We start from the raw sequence: 20,876 nt of genomic DNA on the forward strand, positions 1-20,876 counted from the left end.
TCCAGGCAGATCACGGGGCGTCGAGAACTCCATGATCTTGGAAGCCGTGCCTGTCCCGCTCCGAGGGACACCTCAACCCGGCAGATCGTCATGAACCGGACGTCCTGTGACTACGCCGAAGCCCTGCGTCAGGGCCGACCGCGTCAGGACCGAAGGTGTCAGGACCGGCCGGCCCCGGCCGAGCGGCGGTGGAAGACCTCGGGGCGGGCGGTCCGCAGGGCGGTCGAGAGCGCGCCGATCAGCACCGCGTCCTCGCCGAGCAGGCTCGGCGCCAGGCGGGGGCGGAGCGGGGTCAGGTCGTGCAGCGCCCGCTCGACCCGGCCGAGCAGCAGGTCCGCGCTGCTGCCGATGCCGCCGCCGAGCACCACCACGTCGGGGTCCAGCACGCAGGCCACCACGGCTACCGCGTAGGCGAGTTGCTCGGCCTCGTGTTGCACGGCGGCGAGCGCGAGCGGGTCGCCGGCGCGGGCCGAGTCGAAGACCTCCTTGGCCGTGCCGACGCAGCGCAGGCCCAGTTCCCGGGCGGTCCGCAGCACGGATTCGGCGGAGGCGGCCGACTCCAGCGTGCGGGGGGCGCCGGGGGCGGTGCCGGGGCCGGCCGGCAGCGGGAGGAAGCCGATCTCGCCCGCCGTGCCGTGCGCGCCCTGGCGCAGCTTGCCGTCGGAGACCACGCCCATGCCCAGGCCGGTGCCGATCAGCAGGTAGACGAAGACGCTGCTGCCGATGCCCGAGCCGCGCGCGTACTCGCCGAGCGCGGCCAGGTTGGCGTCGTTGTGCACGCTGATCGCGGTGTCCAGCCCGGCCCGGATGCGGTCGAAGAGCCCGCGCCGCCCCCAGCCGGGCAGGTTCGACGCGTACCGGACGCGCTGCTGCGACTCGTCCCAGACACCCGGTGTGCCGATCGCGGCGTGCACCACCTGGTCGGGCCGCAGCCCCGCCTCGCCGATCGCGGCGTGGGCCGCGGCGACCACCGCGTCGGCGACGGCGTCGGCCGTCCGGCCCCGGTTCGGGACGTCCCGGCGGGCGGTGATCCCGCCGACCAGGTCGGCGACGGCCACCCGCAGCCAGTCCCGGCCGATGTCGATGCCGAGGACGTGGCCGGCCGTCGGGTCGGGCTCGTACAGGACGGCGGTCCGGCCGCGCTCGGGCGCGAGCAGGCCGGCCTCGCGGGCCAGGCCGGCCTGCTCCAGCGAGGCGAGGGCGGCGGAGACGGTGGGCTTGGAGAGCCCGCTGTCCCGGGCGAGTTGGGCCCGGGAGGCCGGGCCGGTGGTGCGCAGCCGCTCCAGCAGCAGCCACTCGTTGTTGCTGCGCAGCCGTTGGCGGTTCCAGGGCTGGTCCAGGGCGGGGTCGGGGGCGGCGTCCAGGGCCGGGTCGAGCGCCGGGACCGGCTCCCGTGCCGGTACGGGGCCCTCGCCGGGTCCGGTGGCCGGGTGGGAGCTCATGGTCGCCTCCGCGCCTTCGCGCTGTCGTCGGGGTGTACGTACGGCGTCCGCCGGTCGTACGGCTGATCATTTCTGTGCTCCGGTCACTTTAGAGCGACCGGCAATTGGGGGGCGGCGTCGCGGCGCCCCCCAATTGCCGGTCGCTCTTATGCACCGTCACCACATCGTCACGAGCGCGTCCGTCCCCTACCCCTTGACGCCATAAGTAAAGCTCTTTAACTTAATCACGCTCGGCTGATCTCGCAGGCACGACAGGCCCTGGCGCCATCGCCGCCTTCCCCCACGACCGGAGGTACCTCTTGTCTCCCGGTTTCACCCGCCGCCTCGGTCTCTTCCAGGCCACCGCCATCAACATGAGCCAGATGTGCGGCATCGGCCCGTTCGTCACCATCCCCCTGATGGTGGCCGCCTTCGGCGGCCCCCAGGCCGTGATCGGCTGGATAGCCGGTGCCGTGCTCGCCCTCGTCGACGGCCTGGTCTGGGCCGAACTCGGGGCCTCGCTACCCGGTTCGGGCGGCAGCTACCTCTATCTGCGCGAGGCCTTCCAGTACCGCAGCGGGCGGCTCATGCCGTTCCTCTTCGTCTGGACGGCGATGCTGTTCATCCCGCTGATCATGTCCACCGGCGTGGTCGGCTTCGTCCAGTACCTCGGCTACCTCTGGCCGGGCATGACGGGTGGCCAGGGCGACCTGGTCGGGCTGGCGCTCGTCGCCCTGGTGGTCCTGCTGCTCTGGCGCCGGGTGGAGAGCATCGCCAGGATCACCACGGTGATGTGGGCCGTGATGATCGTCTCGGTCGGCGCGGTCATCCTGGCCTCCTACACGCACTTCAGCGCGGACCGCGCCTTCACCTGGCCCGACCACGCGATCCAGCTGACGCACGGCCAGTTCTGGATCGGGTTCGCGGCCGGACTGACCATCGGCATCTACGACTACCTCGGCTACAACACCGCCGCCTACCTCGGCGCGGAGGTGAAGAACCCGGGGCGGGTGATGCCGCGCGCGATCATCTACTCGATCGTCGGCATCATGGGCATCTACCTGCTGCTCCAGGTCGGCGTGCTCGGCGTGGTCGACTGGAAGGAGATGCTGGACCCGAAGTCCGTCGCCTCGCAGTCCGTCGCCTCGGCGGTGCTGGAGCGGACCTGGGGCAGGGGCGCCGCCGACGTGGTGACCGTGCTGATCCTGGTCACCGCGCTGGCCTCGGTCCTCACCGGCCTGCTCGGCGGCTCCCGGGTGCCCTACGACGCGGCCCGCGACGGGGTGTTCTTCAAGGCCTACGGCAGGCTGCACCGGAAGCACGGCTTCCCGGTGTACGGGCTGCTCACCATGGGCGCCGTCACGGCGGCCGGCTTCTACCTGAGCCGGCACGTGGGCAACAGCGCCGCGCACCCGCCGCTGACGATCCTGATCGACCTGCTCACCACCGTCATGGTGATCGTCCAGGCGCTCGCCCAGATCGTCGCCGTGACGGTGCTGCGCCGCCGGCAGGCCGCGTTGGCCCGGCCGTACCGGATGTGGCTCTACCCGCTGCCGAGCGTCGTCGCGGCGGTCGGCTGGCTGGTCATCTACGGCTACGCGGACAAGAACTCGCCGGGCTACCACCCGATCGAATGGTCGCTCGCCTGGGTCGCGGCGGGCTGTGCGGCCTTCCTGCTGTGGGCGCGGACGGAGCGGACCTGGCCGTTCGGCCCGAAGGACATCCGGGAGGAGTACCTGGTGCCGGAGGCCGAGGAGCCGGTGCCGGCCTGACCGGGGGCCGGGTCGGCGCGGGTCGGCCCGGGCGGGCTCGGGCGGGCCTGGGTGGGCTCGCGCGGGCTCGGGCGGCCTTCCGCCCCTGGCCGCCGGGGCGGAAGCGCCCGGACATGACGGAGAGAGTTTGTAAACTATCCTTACTAACAAAAGATCACGTCGGGACCCGGCCGGACCGCAATGATGGGAGCCCAGTGGGCCCGCCGGGTCCGCGCGACGGAAGGCGGTCGGGCATGACGGAGCATCTGGTGGTCATCGGCGGAGACGCCGCCGGGATGTCGGCGGCCGCCCAGGCGCGCAGACGGCGCGGCCTCGACGACCTCCGGATCACCGCCTTCGAACGCGGCTCGTTCACCTCCTACTCGGCCTGCGGCATCCCGTACTGGGTCGGCGGCGAGGTCGCCGAACAGGACGCGCTGATCGCCCGCACCCCCGAGCAGCACCGCGCGAACGGGATCGACCTGCGGCTGCGCACCGAGGTCATCGAACTGGACCACGCCGGACGGCGGGTGCTCACCCGCGAGCTGGAGACCGGCAAGGAGCAGTGGACCGGCTACGACCAGCTGGTCATCGCGACCGGCGCCGAGCCCGTCCGTCCCGCACACCCGGGATTCGACGCACCCGGGGTGCACGGTGTGCACACCCTGGACGAGGGCGCCGCACTGATCGACACCCTGCACGAGGACGTCCGCAGCGCCGTCGTGGTCGGCGGCGGGTACATCGGCGTCGAGCTGGCCGAGGCGATGCTGCTGCGCGGCCTGCACGTCACCCTGGTCCACCGCCCGGCGGAGCCGATGCCCACCCTCGACCCCGACCTGGGCCGGCTCGTCCGGCTCGGCATGGACAAGCTCGGCATCGAGGTGGTGACCGGCGCCGAGGCGGTCGAGGTGCTGCTCGGCCCGGACGGACGGCCACGGGCCGTCCGCAGCACGGTCGGTGAGCACCCGGCGGACGTGGTGGTGCTCGGCCTCGGCGTCCGCCCCCGCACCGCACTGGCCCGCGCCGCCGGTCTGACGCTGGGCGCGCACGGCGGGCTGCTCACCGACGAGACCATGCGGGTGGCCGGCACCGACGGCGTCTGGGCGGGCGGCGACTGCGTCGAGGTGCTCAACCTGGTCTCGGGGGCGTACCAGCACGTCGCGCTGGGCACGCACGCCAACAAGCACGGCCTGGTGATCGGCACCAACATCGGCGGCGGGCGGGCGTCCTTCCCCGGCGTGGTCGGCACCGCCGTCACCAAGGTCTGCGACCTGGAGATCGCCCGCACCGGCCTGAACGAGCGCGAGGCGGCCGCCGCCGGGCTGCGCTGGACGGCCGCGGTGATCGAGTCCACCGCGCAGGCGGGGTACTACCCGGGCGCCACCACGATGACCGTCAAGATGCTCGCCGAGCAGGGCACCGGCCGGCTGCTCGGGGTGCAGATCGTCGGCGGCGCGGGCTCGGCCAAGCGGATCGACGTCGCGGCCGTCGCGCTGTCCTGCGGGCTGACGGTCGGCCAGCTGATCTCGCTGGACCTCGCCTACGCCCCGCCGTTCTCCCCGGTCTGGGACCCGGTCCTGGTCGCCGCCCGCAAGGTGGCCACCCTGGTCGGCCAGGGGCCGTCCTAGCGGTACGGGCCCCCCGGGGCGGGGCCATCCGGGTGGAGCGGGTGGGCGGTACGGGTGCGGCTGGACGGTCCCCGGGGGCGGGCGGTCGAAGATCGGGCGAGGCCGGTACCGGTCCGGGCGGCTGACGGCCGGCCGGCCTCCGCCGACCCTGCCCCGCCCCCTGTGCCCGGAACGGACCGCCCGTGGACGATCACAATCCTGCCAACGCCACCGAGCCCCGGGTGACGGTCACCGCCGACGGCCCCTACCGGGTCAGCGGACCGGTCGCCGTCACCCGGAAGGCGGTGGTCAGCTCGGCCGAGGGCGAGTCGCTCGCCTGGTCCTCGCCGCAGCCGCTGCCCGCCCGCGACCCGGGCGACCCGGTGAACCTGTGCCGCTGCGGGCAGTCGGCCACCAAGCCGTACTGCGACGGGAGCCACCAGCGGCTCGGCTTCGACGGCTCGGGGGAGGCCGAACCCGAGGGCCCGTACGACGAGAACGCGCGCAGCCTGGGCGGCAGCGGATTCGAGGTCCGCGACTACCAGCGGCTCTGCATCGGCGCCGGGTTCTGCGAGAACCGGGCCACCACCGTCTGGGACCTCGTCCCGAGCACCGAGAACCCGGTGGTGCGCGGCCTGGTGATGTCGATGGTCGAGCACTGCCCCTCCGGACGGCTCACCTACCGGCTCGGCCCGGACCAGCCGGACAACGAACCTGACCTTCCGGTGGAGATCGCCGCGGTCACCGACGGGCCGCTCTGGGTGACCGGCTCCGTCCCGGTCACCCTCCCCAACGGCACCGAACTGCCCACCCGCAACCGGGTGGCGCTCTGCCGCTGCGGGCACTCGCGCAACAAGCCGCTCTGCGACGGCTCCCACATCCGGGTCGACTTCCGCGACGGGCCGGCCGCCACCGCCTGACCCAGCGCGTCCGGGCCGGCCCGGCCCGAACTGCCCCGGCCCGGCCCGTGCTGCTCCGCCCTGCCCCGGTCCGCCCGACCCGCGTTGCCCGACCCGCCACGCCCCGCCCGGGCCCGGGCCCGGCGGCCCCGCGGCACGGTCGAGGCCGACGACCTCCGGAGGACTCCGTGCACATCCTGCTGCTCGCCAGCGCCTTCAACAGCCTGACCCAGCGCGTCCGGGCCGAACTCGCCGACCACGGACACACCGTCACCTGCTGCCTCGCCCTCGGCGACGAGGCCGAACGCGACGCCGCCCTGCGCGAGGCGCTCCGCCGGGACCGGCCCGACTTGGTGCTGGCCCCGATGCTGCGGACGGCCGTCCCCCGGGACGTCTGGGCGGCCCGGCCGGTCCTGATCGTCCATCCCGGGCCGGTCGGCGACCGGGGGCCGTCCTCGCTGGACTGGGCGGTCCACCAGGGCGAGGACCGCTGGGGCGTCACCGTCCTGCAGGCCGCCGCCGAACTGGACGGCGGCGACGTCTGGGCCTCGGCCCCGTGCCCCGTGCCGCCGGTCGGCAAGAGCGACCTCTACCGGGGCGAGGTCTCGGACGCCGCGCTCGCCGCCGTCCTGACCGCCGTCGAACGCTTCGCCGGCGGGACGTACACCCCGCAGCCGCAGCGCGGCCCGGTCCGGGCCCGGCCGTACTTCGACCAGTCGCTGCGCCGGATCGACTGGTCGGCGGACCGGACGGACACCGTCCTGCGCAAGCTGCGCGCCGCCGACTCGCAGCCCGGCGTGCTGGACGAACTCCTCGGCGACGAGTGGTTCCTGCACGGCGGCCACCCCGAGCCCGAACTGCGCGGCCGGGCCGGGGAGTTGCTGGCGACCAGGGCGGGCGCGGTCTGCCGGGCCACCGCCGACGGCGCGGTCTGGCTGCCCGAGCTGCGCCGTCGGCGCCGTCCGGGCGAACCCGGCCAGGTCAAGCTGCCCGCCGTGCTCGCCCTGGCCGGGCGGCTGCCCGAGCTGCCGGAGCTGCCCGTGCCGCCGGACGCCCCCGGCCGAGGCTGGCGGGACATCGGCTACCGCGAGGAGGGGCCGGTCGGCTTCCTCTCCTTCTCCTTCCCCGGCGGGGCGATGAGCACCGCGCACTGCGCGCGGCTGCTCGCCGCCTACCGGCAGGCGTGCGCGCGTCCCACCGCCGTGCTGGTGCTGGGCGGCGGCCGGGACTTCTTCTCCAACGGCATCCACCTCGGCGTGATCGAGGCCGCCGCCGACCCGGCCGAGGAGTCCTGGGCCAACATCAACGCGATGGACGACCTGGTGGCCGCCGTCCTGACCACCACCGACCGGCTGGTGGTCGCCGCGCTGGGCGGCAACGCCGCGGCCGGCGGCGCGATGCTGGCGCTGGCCGCGGACGAGGTCTGGTGCCGGGAGGGCGCGGTGCTCAACCCGCACTACCGGCTGATGGGCCTGTACGGCTCGGAGTACTGGACGTACACGCTGCCCCGGCGGGTCGGCGCGGCGGCCGCCGAGCGGCTCACCGGGCAGGCACTGCCCGTCAGCGCGGCGGCGGCGCAGCGGATCGGGCTGGTCGACCGGCTGGTGGGCTGCGCCCCGCAGGAGTTCCCGGCCGAGACCGCCCGGCTGGCCGCGCGGCTGGCGGCGCTGCCCGGCACCCAGTCCCGGATCGCCCGGAAGAAGGCGGACCGGGAGCGCGAGGAGGCGGCCGAACCGCTCTCCGCCTACCGTGAGCGGGAGCTGGCCCGGATGCGTCGGACCTTCTTCGACCCCGACGCTCCGTACCACGCGCTGCGCCGCGCGTTCGTCCGCAAGGACCGGCTGCGCCCGGCCGTCACCGGATTGGCCCCGCTCGATGTCGCAGCGGACCGGGCGGCCCCGGAAGCTGGTGGCTGACGTGCGGGTTCTCGTCACAGACCTCCCTGAGGAGGAATCCCCATGAACACAACACCGCCGGTCACCGCCGGCCCCTCGGACGCCACCGCACCCGCTGCCGAGGAAGAGTCCCCGATCCACATCCTCTGGATCAACGCCGGGCTCAGCTGCGACGGCGACTCGGTCTCGCTGACCGCCGCCACGCAGCCGAGCATCGAGGAGATCGCGCTCAGCGTGCTGCCCGGTCTGCCGAAGATCGCCGTGCACTGGCCGCTGATCGACTTCGAGTGCGGCCCCGTCCAGGGCGCCGACAACTTCATCGAGTGGTTCTTCAAGGGCGAGCGCGGGGAGATCGACCCGTTCGTCCTGGTGATCGAGGGTTCGATCCCCAACGAGGCCATCAAGGACGAGGGTTACTGGTGCGGTTTCGGTGACGACCCCGAGACCGGCCAGCCGATCACCACCAGCGAGTGGATCGACCGGCTCGCGCCCAAGGCGCTGGCGGTGGTCGCGATCGGCACCTGCGCCGCCTACGGCGGTATCCACGCGATGGCGGGCAACCCGACCGGCGCGATGGGCGTGCCCGACTACCTGGGCTGGGACTGGAAGTCCAAGGCGGGCATCCCGATCGTCTGCGTGCCGGGCTGTCCGATCCAGCCGGACAACTTCTCCGAGACGCTGGTCTACCTGCTGTACCAGGCCACCGGCGCCGCGCCGATGATCCCGCTGGACGAACAGCTGCGCCCCAAGTGGCTGTTCGGGGCCACCGTGCACGAGGGCTGCGACCGGGCCGGCTACTACGAGCAGGGCCAGTTCGCCACCACCTACGACTCGCCCAAGTGCCTGGTGAAGCTGGGCTGTTGGGGGCCGGTGGTGAAGTGCAACGTGCCCAAGCGCGGCTGGATCAACGGCGTCGGCGGCTGTCCGAACGTCGGCGGCATCTGCATCGCCTGCACCATGCCCGGCTTCCCGGACAAGTTCATGCCGTTCATGGACGAGCCCCCCGGCGGCAAGGTGTCCAGCACCGCCAGCGCCGTGTACGGCTCGCTGATCCGCAAGCTGCGGGCGGTCACCGCCGCCACCGTGGACAAGGAGCCCAAGTGGCGCCACAAGGGGGACAAGCTCACCACCGGCTACCGGCCCCCGTGGTGACCTGACCCCGCTCGCAACCAGCACCCGACCTCCGTACGAAGAAGGGCACGGCAGACACGATGGCAACACCGACGAGGAAGGCGGCCGGCGACGGCAGCGGCCTGGTGGAGATGTCCTGGGATCCGATCACCCGGATCGTGGGCAGTCTGGGCATCCACACGAAGATCGACTTCAAGCAGAAGAAGGTCGCCGAGTGCTACAGCACCTCGTCGGTCTTCCGGGGCTACAGCGTCTTCATGCGCGGCAAGGACCCCCGGGACGCCCACTTCATCACCAGCCGGATCTGCGGCATCTGCGGTGACAACCACGCCACCTGCTCGGTGTACGCGCAGAACATGGCCTACGGGGTGAAGCCGCCGCACCTCGGCGAGTGGATCATCAACCTGGGCGAGTCGGCCGAGTACATGTTCGACCACAACATCTTCCAGGAGAACCTGGTCGGGGTCGACTACTGCGAGCGGATGGTCCGCGAGACCAACCCGGGCGTCCTGGAGAAGGCCGAACGCACCCCCGCGCCGCACGCCGGCGAGCACGGCTACAAGACGATCGCCGACATCATGCGCTCGCTCAACCCGATCGAGGGCGAGTTCTACCGCGAGGCCCTCCAAGTCTCGCGCTACACACGGGAGATGTTCTGTCTCATGGAGGGGCGCCACGTGCACCCCTCCACCCTCTACCCGGGCGGCGTCGGCACCGTCGCCTCCGTCCAGCTCCTCACGGACTACCTCAGCCGGCTGATGCGGTACGTGGAGTTCATGAAGCGGGTCGTCCCGCTGCACGACGACCTGTTCGACTTCTTCTACGAGGCGCTCCCCGGCTACGAGGAGGTCGGCCGCCGCCGGGTCCTGCTCGGCTGCTGGGGAGCGCTCAACGACCCCGAGTACTGCGACTTCACCTACCGCAACATGACCGACTGGGGACGGCGGATGTTCGTCACCCCGGGCGTCGTGGTCGACGGCAAGCTGGTCACCAACGACCTGACGGAGATCAACCTGGGCATCCGGATCCTGCTCGGCAGCTCCTACTACCAGGACTGGGAGGGCAAGGAGCAGTTCGTCACCCACGACCCGCTCGGCAACCCCGTCGACCCGCGCCACCCGTGGAACCAGCACACCATCCCGGCCCCGCAGAAGCGCAACTTCGACGACAAGTACAGCTGGGTGATGTCCCCGCGCTGGTTCGACGGCAAGGACTACCTGGCGCTGGACACCGGCGGCGGCCCGATCGCCCGGCTCTGGTCCACCGCGCTCTCCGGCCTGGTCGACATCGGCTACGTCAAGGCCACCGGCCACAGCGTGGTGATCAACCTGCCGAAGACCATGACCAAGCCGGAGACCACCTTCGAGTGGAAGATCCCGCAGTGGAGCAACGCGCTGGAGCGCAACCGCGCCCGCACCTACTTCCAGGCCTACGCGGCCGCCGTGGCACTGCACTTCGCCGACAAGGCGCTCGCCGAGGTCCGGGCCGGACGCACCCAGACCTGGGAGAAGTTCGAGGTGCCGGACGAGGGCCTCGGGGTCGGCTTCACCGAGGCGGTGCGCGGCGTGCTCTCGCACCACATGGTGATCCGGGACGGCAAGATCGCCAACTACCACCCCTACCCGCCGACTCCCTGGAACGCCAGCACCCGTGACACGTACGGGACTCCGGGCCCGTACGAGGACGCGGTGCAGAACACCCCGATCTTCGAGGAGAACACCCCGGAGAACTTCAAGGGCATCGACATCATGCGGGCCGTCCGCAGCTTCGACCCCTGCCTGCCCTGCGGCGTGCACATGTACACCGGCGAGGGCCGGACCGTGAAGCAGATGCACGTCCCCACCGGCCTGAGCGGGATGGGCGGATGAGCGCGGCAGCGGGACCCGGCGCCGAACAGGCCGGGCGGCGCGTCGAGGAGGTGCTGGACCGGCTCGCCGCCTCCGGGAACCAGGAGGCGTGCGAGGCGGCCGAGGAACTCGTCCGGGTCCTGATGGACTTCTACGGCGCCGGGCTGGCCCGGATCACCACACTGCTCGGGCAGGTGCCGCCGGCCGCGCTGGAGCGGCTGCTCCGGGACGAGCTGGTCTCCGGGATGCTCGTCCTGCACGACCTGCACCCCGAGCCGACCGCCGTGCGGATCACCCGCGCGCTGGAGAGCCTGCCCGGCCGCCCGGTCGAGCTGGTCGCCTTCGACCCCGACACCGGCGCGTTGCGGGTGCGCTCCGCCGACGCGGGCGGCTGCGGCTGCCCGAGCACCAACGCGACGGCCCGCCAGGCCGTCGAGGACGCGCTGTCCTGCTTCGCCACCGAGGTCAGCTCGGTGGAGCTGGAGGCCGCGGCCAAGGAGCCGACACTGCTCCAGATCTCACCCCGCCCGGCCCCGGTGGGCGCCGCATGAGCACCCGTCAGGCGTGGCCGCCGCGGACCGGACCGGCCCCCGGGCCGACCGGGCTGCGGCGGTTCACCGCCCCCGCGCCGCCGCAGCCCGAGCGCTGCGAACTCTGCGGCGCCCAGGTGGCGGAGGCCGGCCACCGGCACCTGGTGGACACCGAGAAGCGCTCGCTCGCCTGTGCCTGCACCCCGTGTGCGCTGCTGTTCGAGCGCCCGGGGGCGGCCGGCGGACGGTTCCGGACCGTACCGGCACGGTACTTCGCCGATCCGGAGCACGGACTGGACGACAGCGCCTGGGAGATGCTCCAGATCCCGGTCGGCGTCGCCTTCTTCTTCCGCAACGCCGCCCTCGACCGCCTGGTCGCGCTCTACCCGAGCCCGGCCGGCGCCACCGAGAGCGAACTCGACCCGGCCACCTGGCAGGCCGTCCTCGGCAACACCCGGCTCGCCGGACTGCTCGAACCCGACGTGGAGGCGCTGCTGCTGCGCCGGACGGAGGGACGCTACGAGTGCTACCTCGTCCCGATCGACCTCTGCTACGAACTGGTCGGCCGGATGCGCCTGCGCTGGCAGGGATTCGACGGCGGGGCCGAGGCGCGGGCCGACCTGGAGCAGTTCTTCGCGCACGTCGCCCGGCGGGCCCGGGCGCCCCGGGAGGACGAGCGGCCGTGACCGAGTTCTCCTTCGCCTGCACCGGCGTCAGCGCCGACCGCTACGCCGCCGGGCCGACCCTGGTCTTCCGGCTGCGGATCACCGCCACACCCGGCACCCGGGTGCACGCGATCGCGCTGCGCTGCCAGCTCCGGATCGAACCGGCCAAGCGGGGCTACCGGCCCGCCGAGGCCGCCTGCCTGGGCGACCTCTTCGGCGAGCGCGCGCGCTGGGGCAGCACCCTGCTGCCGATCCAGTTCGCCCAGGTCTCATTGGTGGTCCCCGGCTTCACCGGGGAGACCGAGATCGACCTGCCGGTGCCGTGCACCTACGACCTGGAGGTCGCGCCGACCCGCTACTTCGACGCCCTCGCCGAGGGCGAGGCGCCGCTGCTGATGCTGTTCTCCGGCACCGCCTTCACCGGCCCCGGCGGGTTCCAGGTCGAACCGGTGCCCTGGGACCGCGAGGCCTCCTTCCGGCTGCCGGTGGCGGTCTGGCGCGAGATGGTCGAGCAGCACTTCCCCGGCTGCGGGTGGCTGCGGCTGCCCCGCGACACCATGGACGCGCTGCTTGCCTTCCGCTCCCGCCGCGCGCTGCCCTCCTGGGAGGCGACCGTCCGGGAACTGCTCGACGCGGCGCAGCCCCCCGCGGTCTCCCACGCCACCCTGCTCACCCCCGAGAGGACGGCCCCGTGACGACGTCCACCACGTCCACCGCGACCGCCGGCACGCCCGAGATCGAGACCCGGTTCGCCGCCGCCCGGCAGGTCGCCGACGCGGTCCTCTTCGAGGGCTACGTGCTCTACCCCTACCGGGCCTCGGCGGCCAAGAACCGGCTGCGCTGGCAGTTCGGCGTGCTCGTACCGCCCGCCTGGGGCGCCGACTGCGGCGAACACGCCTTCCAGCGCACCGAATGCCTGATGGAGCCCCGGCGCGGCGCGGCGCTCCTGGTGGAACTGCGCTTCCTGCACGCCCAGCGCCGGGTGGTCCAACGCGCCCGGCCGGAGGGCGGGTACGAGACCGTCCCGGAGCTGGAACTCGCCGACCGGGTGCTCACCCCGTGGGACGAAGGGGTCGAGGAGCGGGTCCAGCTCTGCGTGCCCATCGCCGAACTGGCCGGTGAGGGAAGGGCGTTCCCGTTCACCCGGCCGGTGCACGAGGAGACCGAGGCGGTGTACGACGAGGCCGGGCAGTTGGTCGGACGGCTGCTGCGCCGCCGTGAGGAACTGCACGGGGTGGTCCGGCTGACCGCCGCCGAACTCCCCGGCCCGTACGCCGTCCAGCGGCTCACCGCCGTGGTGGAGAACACCGCCGACTGGCAGCCGCGGCAGCCGGACTCCGACCGCGAGGCGGCGCTGCCGCGCTCACTGGTCTCGGCCCACCTGATGCTGGGCCTGAGCGCCGGCTCGTTCCTCTCGATGGCCGACCCGCCCGAGTGGGCCAAGGCCGCGGCCGCGGCCTGCGAGAACCTGCACACCTGGCCCGTGCTGGCGGGCGCGGACGGGCGCCCGGACGTGGTGCTCTCCGCGCCGATCATCCTGGAGGACCACCCCGCCATCGCGCCCGAGAGCCCCGGCGCGCTCTACGACGCGCTGGAGATCGACGAGATCCTCGCGCTGCGCACCGCCGCCCTCACCGACCAGGAGAAGCGCGAGGCCCGCGGCACCGACGCACGCGCGGCGGCGGTGATCGACCTGGCCGACAGCATGCCCCCCGAGGTGCTGGAGCGCCTGCACGGCGCCGTCCGTTCGCTGCGGGAGCTCACCGAGCCGGCGGCCGGCCCCGACGCCGACCTGATGAGCCCCGAGCAGCCCTGGTGGGACCCGGCGGGCGACAGCGCCTTCGACCCCGCCCGGGACCGCGTCGTGGTCGACGGCCGCTCGGTCGGTGCGGGCAGCCGGGTGCGGCTGTGGCCCGGCGCGCGGCGCACCGACGCCCAGGACCTCTTCCTGCACGGCCGGAGCGCCCTGGTCGAGGCGGTGCTGCACGACGTCGACGGCGGGGTGCACCTCGCGGTCACCGTCGAGGGCGACCCGGGCGCCGACATCCGCCGGGAGCAGGGCCGGTTCCTGTACTTCCAGCCCGACGAAGTGACCCCCCTGGAGGACGAGTGAACACCGGCGGCCGCCGGACCCTGGTCGCCGGGGTCGGCAACATCTTCCTCGGCGACGACGGCTTCGGCGTCGAGACGGTGCGCCGGCTCGCCGCCGAGCCGCTGCCCGCGCACGTCGAGACGGTGGACATCGGAGTCAGGGGAGTCCATCTCGCCTACCAACTCCTGTACGGCTACGACACGTTCGTACTGATCGATGCCACCGCCCGGGGCGGCGCACCCGGCACCCTGTACCTGATCGACGAGGCCGAGCCCGGCGGCATCGAGCCGGAGGCGGCCCTGCTCGACGGCCACCGGATGTCCCCCGACGCGGTCCTCGCACTGCTGGGCACCCTGTGCGCCGGCACCGGCGGCACCCCGCCCCGGCGCACGGTGGTGGTCGGCTGCGAACCCGCCTCGGTGGAGGAGGGGATCGGGCTCAGCGGCCCGGTCGCCGACGCTGTGCCGGAGGCCGTCCGGCTCGTCCTGGGTCTGCTCGACCAGGACGGGGCACCGCCCGAGGAGCCGGGCCGAGCCCTGCTCCTGACCGACGAGAGGAACACGTCCCCATGCTGAAGAAGATCTTTGCCCTGGGCGTCTTCGCGGCGCTCGGCGCCCTGCTGGTGCAGGTACTGCCCGACATCAGGCGCTACCTGCGGATGCGCTGCATGTGACCCGGGCGCAGCCGTACCGGTGCTGCGCCGAACGAGCGACCCCCTGCGCGGTGTGGCGGCGTGGCAGTACGCCGCCACCCGCGCACCGCTCTGTAATGGGCCCAGCGGCCCGCCCGGCAGGAAGAGACCGATGCACGAGATGTCGATCGCGCTGGCCGTCATCGGCCAGGTGGAGGAGGCGGCGCTGGCCGCCGGCGCGACCGCCGTGCGGTCCGTCCGGCTCCAGGTGGGCGAACTCGCCGGGGTGGTCCCCGACTCGCTCGCCTTCTGCTTCGAACTCGCCTGCGCCGGGACGGTGTTGGAGGGCGCCGAGCTGGTCACCGACCCGGTGCCGGCCCGGGCCCGGTGCGCGCCGTGTGCCGGTGAGTGGGCCGTCGGCATGCCGCCCGACCTGTGCTGCCCCGGCTGCGGCACGGCGACCGCCGAACTGCTCAGCGGCCGCGAGCTGCAGATCGTCAGCGTGCGGTGGGAGGACGGCCCCGGTGGCGCCGCCGCCCCTGCCGCCGCCGCACCCGCCGCCGCATCCCCCCGCGAACGGATCCACGAGGAGCGCTGAACCATGTGTCGTGTGGTCGACCTGCAGCAGGCGGTACTCGCCAAGAACGACGTCTGCGCACACCAGCTGCGCGCCGAACTCGCCGCCCGTGGAACCGCCGTGGTCAACCTGCTGTCCAGCCCGGGCAGCGGGAAGACCGCGCTGCTGGAGCAGGAGCTGCTGCTCGCCCGCCGCCGCGCGGTGCCGGTCGCCGCGCTGACCGCCGACCTCGCCACCGAGAACGACGCCGTCCGGCTGGCCCGTTCGGGCGTCCCGGTCAAGCAGGTGCTCACCGACGGGCTCTGCCACCTCGAAGCCGGGATGCTGAGCGGCCACCTGGACGGCTGGCTGCCCGACGCCACCCGGCTGCTGTTCGTGGAGAACGTCGGCAACCTGGTCTGCCCGGCCTCCTACGACCTCGGCGAATCGCTGCGGGTCGCGCTCGCCTCGGTCACCGAGGGGGAGGACAAGCCGCTCAAGTACCCCACGGCGTTCGGCCTGGCCAACCTGGTGCTGGTCACCAAGACCGACATCGCGCAGGCCGTCGAGTTCGACGAGGCGGCCTTCCGTGCCCACGTCGAGCAGGTGAACCCCGGCGTGGAGGTCGTGCTGACCTCGGCCCGGACGGGAGCGGGCGTCGGCGCCCTGCTCGACCGGGCGCTGGCCGTCGCGGACGGCGCGCCCGTCCACTCGCCCGTGATGGCCCAGCAGCACCACCACCATCACCACGACGGCGGCCACGCCGAGCCGCACGGCCTGGCCCACCAGCACTCGTGACCGGCCCCCGGCCCGCGACGGCCCTCGCCGTCGCCGACCCGGTGGAGCGGCGCCGGGTGACCGTCCGCGGGGTCGTCCAGGGAGTCGGCTTCCGCCCGTTCGTCTACACGCTGGCCACCGGCCTCGGACTCGCGGGACACGTGACCAACACGGCCGAGGGCGTCATCGCCGAGGTCGAGGGCGCGGCCGGGGCGGTGCTGCTGTTCTGCGACCGGATCGGCGCCGACGCGCCGCCGCTCGCCGTGGTGGAGTCCGTCGAGCACCACCCGCTCGCCGTCGCGGGCGGCGCCGGCTTCGCCATCCTGGCCTCCAGCGGCGGCGGCCCGGCCCGCACCCTGGTCTCCCCGGACGTCGCCACCTGCGCCGACTGCCTGGCCGAACTCGCCGACCCGGCCGACCGCCGGTACCGGCACCCGTTCATCACCTGCACCAACTGCGGACCGCGCTTCACCATCGTCACCGGCCTGCCCTACGACCGGGACCACACGACGATGGCGCGCTTCCCGATGTGCCCCGACTGCGCGCGGGAGTACACCGACCCCGCCGACCGCCGCTTCCACGCCCAACCGGTCGCCTGCCACGCGTGCGGACCGCGCCTGCGGCTCGTCCGGCCCGGCTCCGGGACGCCGGCCGGCGACGCGGCCGCCGAGCTTGCGGCCGCCGGGGACCCGGTCGCCGAGGCCCGCCGCCTGCTCGGCTCCGGTGCGGTCCTCGCCGTCAAGGGACTCGGCGGCTACCACCTCGCCTGCGACGCGGCCGACCCGGCCGCCGTCGCCCTGCTGCGCCGGCGCAAGAACCGGGGCGCCAAGCCCTTCGCCCTGATGGCCCGGGACTTCACCGACATCGAGCCACTGGCCGAACTCGGCCCGCAAGAGCGGACGTTGCTCGCCGGCCTGGTCCGGCCGATCGTCCTGCTCCGGCGCAGGCCCGGTGAACTGGGCGAGGCCGTCGCCCCGGGCAGCCCCGATCTCGGCTTCATGCTGCCGTACACCCCCCTGCACCACCTGCTGCTCGGACTGCCCGGCGACCCGCCCGGGCCCCGGCTGCTCGTCATGACCAGCGGGAACCTGTCCGGCGAACCGATCGTCACCGACGACGCCGAGGCACTCGACCGGCTGGCGCACCTCGCCGACGCCTGGCTCACCCACGACCGGCCCATCCACGTGCCGTGCGACGACTCGGTGGTGCGGATCTGTGACGGCGACCCGCTGACGCTGCGCCGCTCGCGCGGCTACGCCCCGCTGCCCCTCACGCTGCCGGTGCCCGTCCGGGCCGCGCTCGCCGTCGGGGGAGACCTGAAGAACACCTTCTGCCTCGGCGAAGGCAGCCACGCCTGGCTGTCCGCCCACATCGGCGACATGGACGACCTGGCCACCCAGCAGGCCTTCGAACGGGCCGAGGCGCAGCTGGAGTCGGTCACCGGCGTCCGCCCCGGGCTGCTGGCCGCGGACCGCCACCCCGGCTACCGCTCCGGCCGGTGGGCCGAACGCGCCGCTGGGGAACGAGTGTTGACGCGGGTGCAGCACCACCACGCGCACATCGCGTCCGCGCTGGCCGAGCACGGGCTGGACGGCACCCGGCGGGTGATCGGGGTCGCCTTCGACGGCACCGGCTACGGCGACGACGGCGCGGTCTGGGGCGGCGAGATCCTGCTCGCCGACTACGACGGCTACCACCGCTTCGGGCAGTTGGGGTACGTCCCGCTGCCGGGAGGCGACGCCGCCGTCCGGCGCCCGTACCGGATGGCACTGGCCCACCTGCGCGCAGCGGGCCTCGGGTGGCCGCCCGGGCTGCCCTGCACGGCGGCCTGCCCGCCGGACGAACTCCGGCTGCTGGAGCAGCAGTTGGAGCGCGGCCTGAACTGCGTGCCGACCTCCTCGATGGGGCGGCTGTTCGACGCGGTCTCCTCGCTGGCGGGGGTCTGCCAGCAGGCCGGCTACGAGGCCCAGGCCGCGATCGAGCTGGAGGCGGCGGCGCTCGCCGCCGGCCCGCAGGACGGGCCCGGGTATGCCTTCGCGCTGCGGCCCGGCGGCGCGGGCGGGGCCGAGCTGGTGGCCGACCCCGGGCCGGTCCTGGCCGCCGCCGTCGCCGACCTGCGGGACGGCGCCGGGCCCGGCCAGGTCGCGGCCCGGTTCCACATCGCGGTCGCCGGACTCGTCCGCCGCAGCTGCCGGCTGGCCCGCGAGCGGTACGGGCTGGACGCCGTCGCGCTGACCGGCGGAGTGTTCGCCAACGCGCTGCTCTCGGCGGACTGCGCCGCCGGGCTGCGGCAGGACGGCTTCACCGTGCTGCGCCACCACCGGGTGCCCCCGAACGACGGGGGCCTGGCGCTCGGCCAACTCATGGTCGCGGCAAGGCCCGACCGGAGCCGCTGACCCGGGCCGGCCCGACGGACCCCACCCCACAGCCCCCACAGCGAGGAGAACCCCATGTGCCTGGCGGTACCCGGCAGAGTGCTGGAGATCGAGGAACGGGACGGCACCCGGATGGCCACCGTCGACTTCGGCGGCGTGGTCAAGGAGGTGTGCCTGGAGTACCTGCCGGACCTCCAGGTCGGCGAGTACGCCGTCGTCCACGTGGGGTTCGCCCTGCAACGGCTGGACGAGGAGTCGGCCCGGCGGACGCTCGAACTGTTCGCCGGCATCGGAGCCCTGCAGGAGGAGTTCGGCGACCCGTGGGAGCAGGCCGCCGCGGCGAACGGCTACCCGTGGGCCGACGAGGAGCCGGCGGCGGCAGTGCGTGAGGAGCGGCTGTGAAGTACCTCGACGAGTTTCAGGACCCCGAGCTGGCCCGGCGGCTGCTCGACGAGATCCACGCCACGGTGACCAGGCCGTGGGCCCTGATGGAGGTGTGCGGCGGCCAGACGCACAGCATCATCCGGCACGGCATCGACCAACTCCTGCCCGATCAGCTTGAGTTGATCCACGGTCCGGGGTGCCCGGTCTGCGTCACCCCGCTGGAGGTGATCGACAAGGCGCTGGAGATCGCCTCCCGCCCGGGGGTGGTGTTCTGCTCCTTCGGCGACATGCTGCGCGTCCCCGGCACCGGCCGGGACCTGTTCCGGGTGCGCAGCGAAGGCGGGGACGTCCGGGTCGTGTACTCGCCGCTGGACGCGCTGCGGATCGCCCAGCAGAACCCGGAGAAGGAGGTGGTCTTCTTCGGGATCGGCTTCGAGACCACCGCGCCGCCGAACGCCATGACGGTGTACCAGGCGCGCCGGCTCGGCATCCGCAACTTCAGCCTGCTGGTCTCGCACGTCCGGGTCCCCCCGGCGATCGAGGCGATCATGCAGTCGCCCAGCTGCCGGGTGCAGGCCTTCCTGGCGGCCGGGCACGTGTGCAGCGTGATGGGCGTCGAGGAGTACCCGGAGCTCGCCGAACGGTACCGAGTCCCCATCGTCGTCACCGGATTCGAGCCGTTGGACATCCTGGAGGGCGTCCGGCGGACGGTCCGCCAGCTGGAGCGCGGTGAGCACACCGTGGAGAACGCCTACCCGCGCGCCGTCCGCCCGGAGGGCAACCCGGCCGCGCGCGCGATGCTGGCGGACGTCTTCGAGGTGACCGACCGGGCCTGGCGCGGGATCGGCGTCATCCCGGGCAGCGGGTGGCGGTTGTCCGCCCGCTACCGGGAGTTCGACGCGGAACACCGCTTCTCGGTGACCGGCATCAACACGGTGGAGCCCGCCGACTGCCGCAGCGGCGAAGTGCTCCAGGGCCTGCTGAAGCCGAACGAGTGCGAGGCGTTCGGCACCACCTGCACACCGCGCAACCCGCTCGGCGCCACCATGGTCTCCAGCGAGGGCGCGTGTGCCGCCTACTACCTGTACCGGCGGCTCGACGTCGCCCCCGCGCGCCTGGAGGCGAGCCCCGTTGCCTGAGATCACCGACACCTTCCGGGCCGGCGGCACCCACCCGGCGCCCCGCGACCTGGCGGCGACCCCGGCCCCCGGCATCCTGGCGGCCCCCGACATCCTGGCGTGGAGCTGCCCGGCGCCGCTGCGCGACCAGCCGCGGGTGGTGATGGGCCACGGCGGGGGCGGCGCGCTGTCCGCCGAACTCGTCCAGCACATCTTCGCCCCGGCGTTCGGCGGCGAGGTGCTCGCCCAACTCGGCGACGCCGCCACGGTGTCGCTCGGCGGTGCCCGGCTCGCCTTCTCCACCGACTCGTTCGTGGTGCGCCCGCTGTTCTTCCCCGGCGGCAGCATCGGCGACCTCGCCGTCAACGGGACGGTCAACGACCTCGCGATGAGCGGTGCGCGAGCGGCCTACCTGTCCTGCGGGTTCATCCTGGAGGAGGGCGTCGAGATGGCGGTGCTCGCCCGGGTCGCCGAGGCGCTCGGCGCGGCCGCCCGGACGGCCGGTGTGGAGGTGGCGACCGGCGACACCAAGGTGGTCGAGGCCGGGCACGGCGACGGCATCTACATCAACACCGCCGGAATCGGCTTGATCCCGGCGGGTGTGGACCTGCGTCCGCAGCGGGTGGTGCCCGGCGACGTGGTGATCGTCAGCGGCCCGATCGGCGTGCACGGTGTGGCGATCATGAGCGTCCGGGAGGGCCTGGAGTTCGGCACCGGGATCGAGAGCGACTGCGCCGCGCTGGGCGGCCTGGTCGACACCATGCTCGCCGTCACCCCGGACCTGCACGTGCTGCGCGACCCCACCCGGGGCGGCCTGGCCGCCGCGCTGAACGAGATCGCGGCGGCCTCCGGCACCGGCGTCGTCCTCCAGGAGCGGAGCATCCCCGTCCCGCCCGCGGTCGCCAACGCCTGCGCCATCCTCGGGCTCGACCCGATGTACGTCGCCAACGAGGGCAAACTGGTCGCCTTCGTCCCGCGCGAGCACGCCGAGGCGGTGCTGGCCGCGATGCGGTCCCACCCGCTGGGCGCGGAGGCCTGCGTGATCGGCGAGGCCGTCAGTGAGCACCCCGGCATGGTGGTGGCCCGCACCGGCCTCGGCGGCACCCGGGTGGTCGACCTGCCGATCGGCGAACAGCTGCCACGGATCTGCTGAGAAGCCCCGCGAGGGGCGTGAGGCGGTCGGTGCGGCGCCGCACC

At 73.6% G+C, this 20,876-nt stretch carries 19 protein-coding genes; 18 read left to right on the forward strand and 1 reads right to left on the reverse strand.

The window, feature by feature from the left end; all coding sequences use genetic code 11:
* Positions 1-158: 158 nt before the first annotated feature.
* Positions 159-1,442, reverse strand: a complete 1,284-nt coding sequence (locus ABD330_RS30645; RefSeq protein WP_344469566.1) for an ROK family transcriptional regulator — start codon at positions 1,440-1,442, stop codon at positions 159-161.
* Positions 1,443-1,795: 353 nt separating this feature from the next.
* Here ABD330_RS30645 and ABD330_RS30650 point away from each other — a divergent pair, with 353 nt between their 5' ends.
* The 18 genes from ABD330_RS30650 (at position 1,796) to hypE (ending at position 20,832) form a co-directional block, all read left to right on the forward strand.
* The gene (locus ABD330_RS30650; RefSeq protein ID WP_344469582.1) at positions 1,796-3,193 is read left to right on the forward strand and encodes an APC family permease; all 1,398 of its coding nucleotides are present in this window, start codon (positions 1,796-1,798) and stop codon (positions 3,191-3,193) included.
* Positions 3,194-3,426: 233 nt separating this feature from the next.
* Positions 3,427-4,800: an FAD-dependent oxidoreductase gene (locus tag ABD330_RS30655; protein WP_344469567.1), complete on the forward strand. Its 1,374-nt coding sequence runs from the start codon at positions 3,427-3,429 to the stop codon at positions 4,798-4,800.
* Positions 4,801-4,982: 182 nt separating this feature from the next.
* Positions 4,983-5,699, forward strand: a complete 717-nt coding sequence (locus ABD330_RS30660) for a CDGSH iron-sulfur domain-containing protein (protein ID WP_344469568.1) — start codon at positions 4,983-4,985, stop codon at positions 5,697-5,699.
* 167 nt (positions 5,700-5,866) lie between these two features.
* Complete coding sequence (locus tag ABD330_RS30665) at positions 5,867-7,594, forward strand: enoyl-CoA hydratase-related protein (protein ID WP_344469569.1); 1,728 nt, start codon at positions 5,867-5,869, stop codon at positions 7,592-7,594.
* 42 nt (positions 7,595-7,636) lie between these two features.
* A complete protein-coding gene (locus tag ABD330_RS30670; protein ID WP_344469570.1) occupies positions 7,637-8,725 on the forward strand; it encodes an NADH-quinone oxidoreductase subunit B family protein in 1,089 nt (362 codons plus the stop codon).
* Positions 8,726-8,784: 59 nt separating this feature from the next.
* Positions 8,785-10,572 carry a nickel-dependent hydrogenase large subunit gene (locus tag ABD330_RS30675; RefSeq protein WP_344469571.1) on the forward strand — a complete coding sequence of 596 codons (1,788 nt, stop codon included), beginning with the start codon at positions 8,785-8,787 and terminating at the stop codon, positions 10,570-10,572.
* Positions 10,569-11,102, forward strand: a complete 534-nt coding sequence (locus ABD330_RS30680; RefSeq protein ID WP_344469572.1) for a hypothetical protein — start codon at positions 10,569-10,571, stop codon at positions 11,100-11,102. The genes ABD330_RS30675 and ABD330_RS30680 overlap by 4 nt, the downstream gene beginning before the upstream one ends.
* Complete coding sequence (locus tag ABD330_RS30685) at positions 11,099-11,767, forward strand: DUF5947 family protein (RefSeq protein WP_344469573.1); 669 nt, start codon at positions 11,099-11,101, stop codon at positions 11,765-11,767. The genes ABD330_RS30680 and ABD330_RS30685 overlap by 4 nt, the downstream gene beginning before the upstream one ends.
* Entirely contained in the window at positions 11,764-12,441 is a 678-nt protein-coding gene (locus ABD330_RS30690; protein WP_344469574.1) for a DUF6084 family protein, read from the forward strand. Before ABD330_RS30685 ends, ABD330_RS30690 begins: the two co-directional genes overlap by 4 nt.
* Positions 12,438-13,859 carry a hypothetical protein gene (locus ABD330_RS30695; protein WP_344469575.1) on the forward strand — a complete coding sequence of 474 codons (1,422 nt, stop codon included), beginning with the start codon at positions 12,438-12,440 and terminating at the stop codon, positions 13,857-13,859. The genes ABD330_RS30690 and ABD330_RS30695 overlap by 4 nt, the downstream gene beginning before the upstream one ends.
* Positions 13,856-14,413, forward strand: coding sequence for a hydrogenase maturation protease (locus ABD330_RS30700; protein ID WP_344469576.1), 558 nt, complete (start codon positions 13,856-13,858; stop codon positions 14,411-14,413). Before ABD330_RS30695 ends, ABD330_RS30700 begins: the two co-directional genes overlap by 4 nt.
* On the forward strand, positions 14,407-14,511 hold the full coding sequence (locus ABD330_RS32595; protein WP_425555703.1) for a DUF6893 family small protein: 105 nt from the start codon (positions 14,407-14,409) through the stop codon (positions 14,509-14,511). Before ABD330_RS30700 ends, ABD330_RS32595 begins: the two co-directional genes overlap by 7 nt.
* Positions 14,512-14,641: 130 nt before the next feature.
* Complete coding sequence (locus ABD330_RS30705; RefSeq protein ID WP_344469577.1) at positions 14,642-15,067, forward strand: hydrogenase maturation nickel metallochaperone HypA/HybF; 426 nt, start codon at positions 14,642-14,644, stop codon at positions 15,065-15,067.
* 3 nt (positions 15,068-15,070) lie between these two features.
* Positions 15,071-15,823, forward strand: coding sequence for a hydrogenase nickel incorporation protein HypB (hypB, locus tag ABD330_RS30710; RefSeq protein WP_344469578.1), 753 nt, complete (start codon positions 15,071-15,073; stop codon positions 15,821-15,823).
* Positions 15,820-18,198: a carbamoyltransferase HypF gene (gene hypF / locus ABD330_RS30715; RefSeq protein WP_344469579.1), complete on the forward strand. Its 2,379-nt coding sequence runs from the start codon at positions 15,820-15,822 to the stop codon at positions 18,196-18,198. The genes hypB and hypF overlap by 4 nt, the downstream gene beginning before the upstream one ends.
* Positions 18,199-18,252: 54 nt before the next feature.
* On the forward strand, positions 18,253-18,579 hold the full coding sequence (locus ABD330_RS30720) for a HypC/HybG/HupF family hydrogenase formation chaperone (RefSeq protein WP_344469580.1): 327 nt from the start codon (positions 18,253-18,255) through the stop codon (positions 18,577-18,579).
* Complete coding sequence (gene hypD / locus ABD330_RS30725) at positions 18,576-19,700, forward strand: hydrogenase formation protein HypD (RefSeq protein ID WP_344469581.1); 1,125 nt, start codon at positions 18,576-18,578, stop codon at positions 19,698-19,700. The genes ABD330_RS30720 and hypD overlap by 4 nt, the downstream gene beginning before the upstream one ends.
* A 49-nt stretch (positions 19,701-19,749) precedes the next feature.
* Entirely contained in the window at positions 19,750-20,832 is a 1,083-nt protein-coding gene (hypE, locus tag ABD330_RS30730; protein ID WP_425555706.1) for a hydrogenase expression/formation protein HypE, read from the forward strand.
* Positions 20,833-20,876 lie beyond the last annotated feature (44 nt).

It is taken from the genome of Kitasatospora kazusensis, from assembly GCF_039529945.1.
In the GTDB taxonomy this organism is placed as follows: domain Bacteria; phylum Actinomycetota; class Actinomycetes; order Streptomycetales; family Streptomycetaceae; genus Kitasatospora; species Kitasatospora kazusensis.

What these genes read in the sequence shown, in the direction of transcription:
- ABD330_RS30685 (WP_344469573.1), top strand. Translation starts at nt 11,099, where the DNA reads ATGAGCACCCGTCAGGCGTGGCCGCCGCGGACCGGACCGGCCCCCGGG.
- ABD330_RS30705 (WP_344469577.1), top strand. Translation starts at nt 14,642, where the DNA reads ATGCACGAGATGTCGATCGCGCTGGCCGTCATCGGCCAGGTGGAGGAG.
- ABD330_RS30675 (WP_344469571.1), top strand. Translation starts at nt 8,785, where the DNA reads ATGGCAACACCGACGAGGAAGGCGGCCGGCGACGGCAGCGGCCTGGTG.
- ABD330_RS30645 (WP_344469566.1), bottom strand. Translation starts at nt 1,442, where the DNA reads ATGAGCTCCCACCCGGCCACCGGACCCGGCGAGGGCCCCGTACCGGCA.
- ABD330_RS30655 (WP_344469567.1), top strand. Translation starts at nt 3,427, where the DNA reads ATGACGGAGCATCTGGTGGTCATCGGCGGAGACGCCGCCGGGATGTCG.
- ABD330_RS30680 (WP_344469572.1), top strand. Translation starts at nt 10,569, where the DNA reads ATGAGCGCGGCAGCGGGACCCGGCGCCGAACAGGCCGGGCGGCGCGTC.
- ABD330_RS30720 (WP_344469580.1), top strand. Translation starts at nt 18,253, where the DNA reads ATGTGCCTGGCGGTACCCGGCAGAGTGCTGGAGATCGAGGAACGGGAC.
- hypB (WP_344469578.1), top strand. Translation starts at nt 15,071, where the DNA reads ATGTGTCGTGTGGTCGACCTGCAGCAGGCGGTACTCGCCAAGAACGAC.
- ABD330_RS30650 (WP_344469582.1), top strand. Translation starts at nt 1,796, where the DNA reads ATGAGCCAGATGTGCGGCATCGGCCCGTTCGTCACCATCCCCCTGATG.
- ABD330_RS30670 (WP_344469570.1), top strand. Translation starts at nt 7,637, where the DNA reads ATGAACACAACACCGCCGGTCACCGCCGGCCCCTCGGACGCCACCGCA.
- ABD330_RS32595 (WP_425555703.1), top strand. Translation starts at nt 14,407, where the DNA reads ATGCTGAAGAAGATCTTTGCCCTGGGCGTCTTCGCGGCGCTCGGCGCC.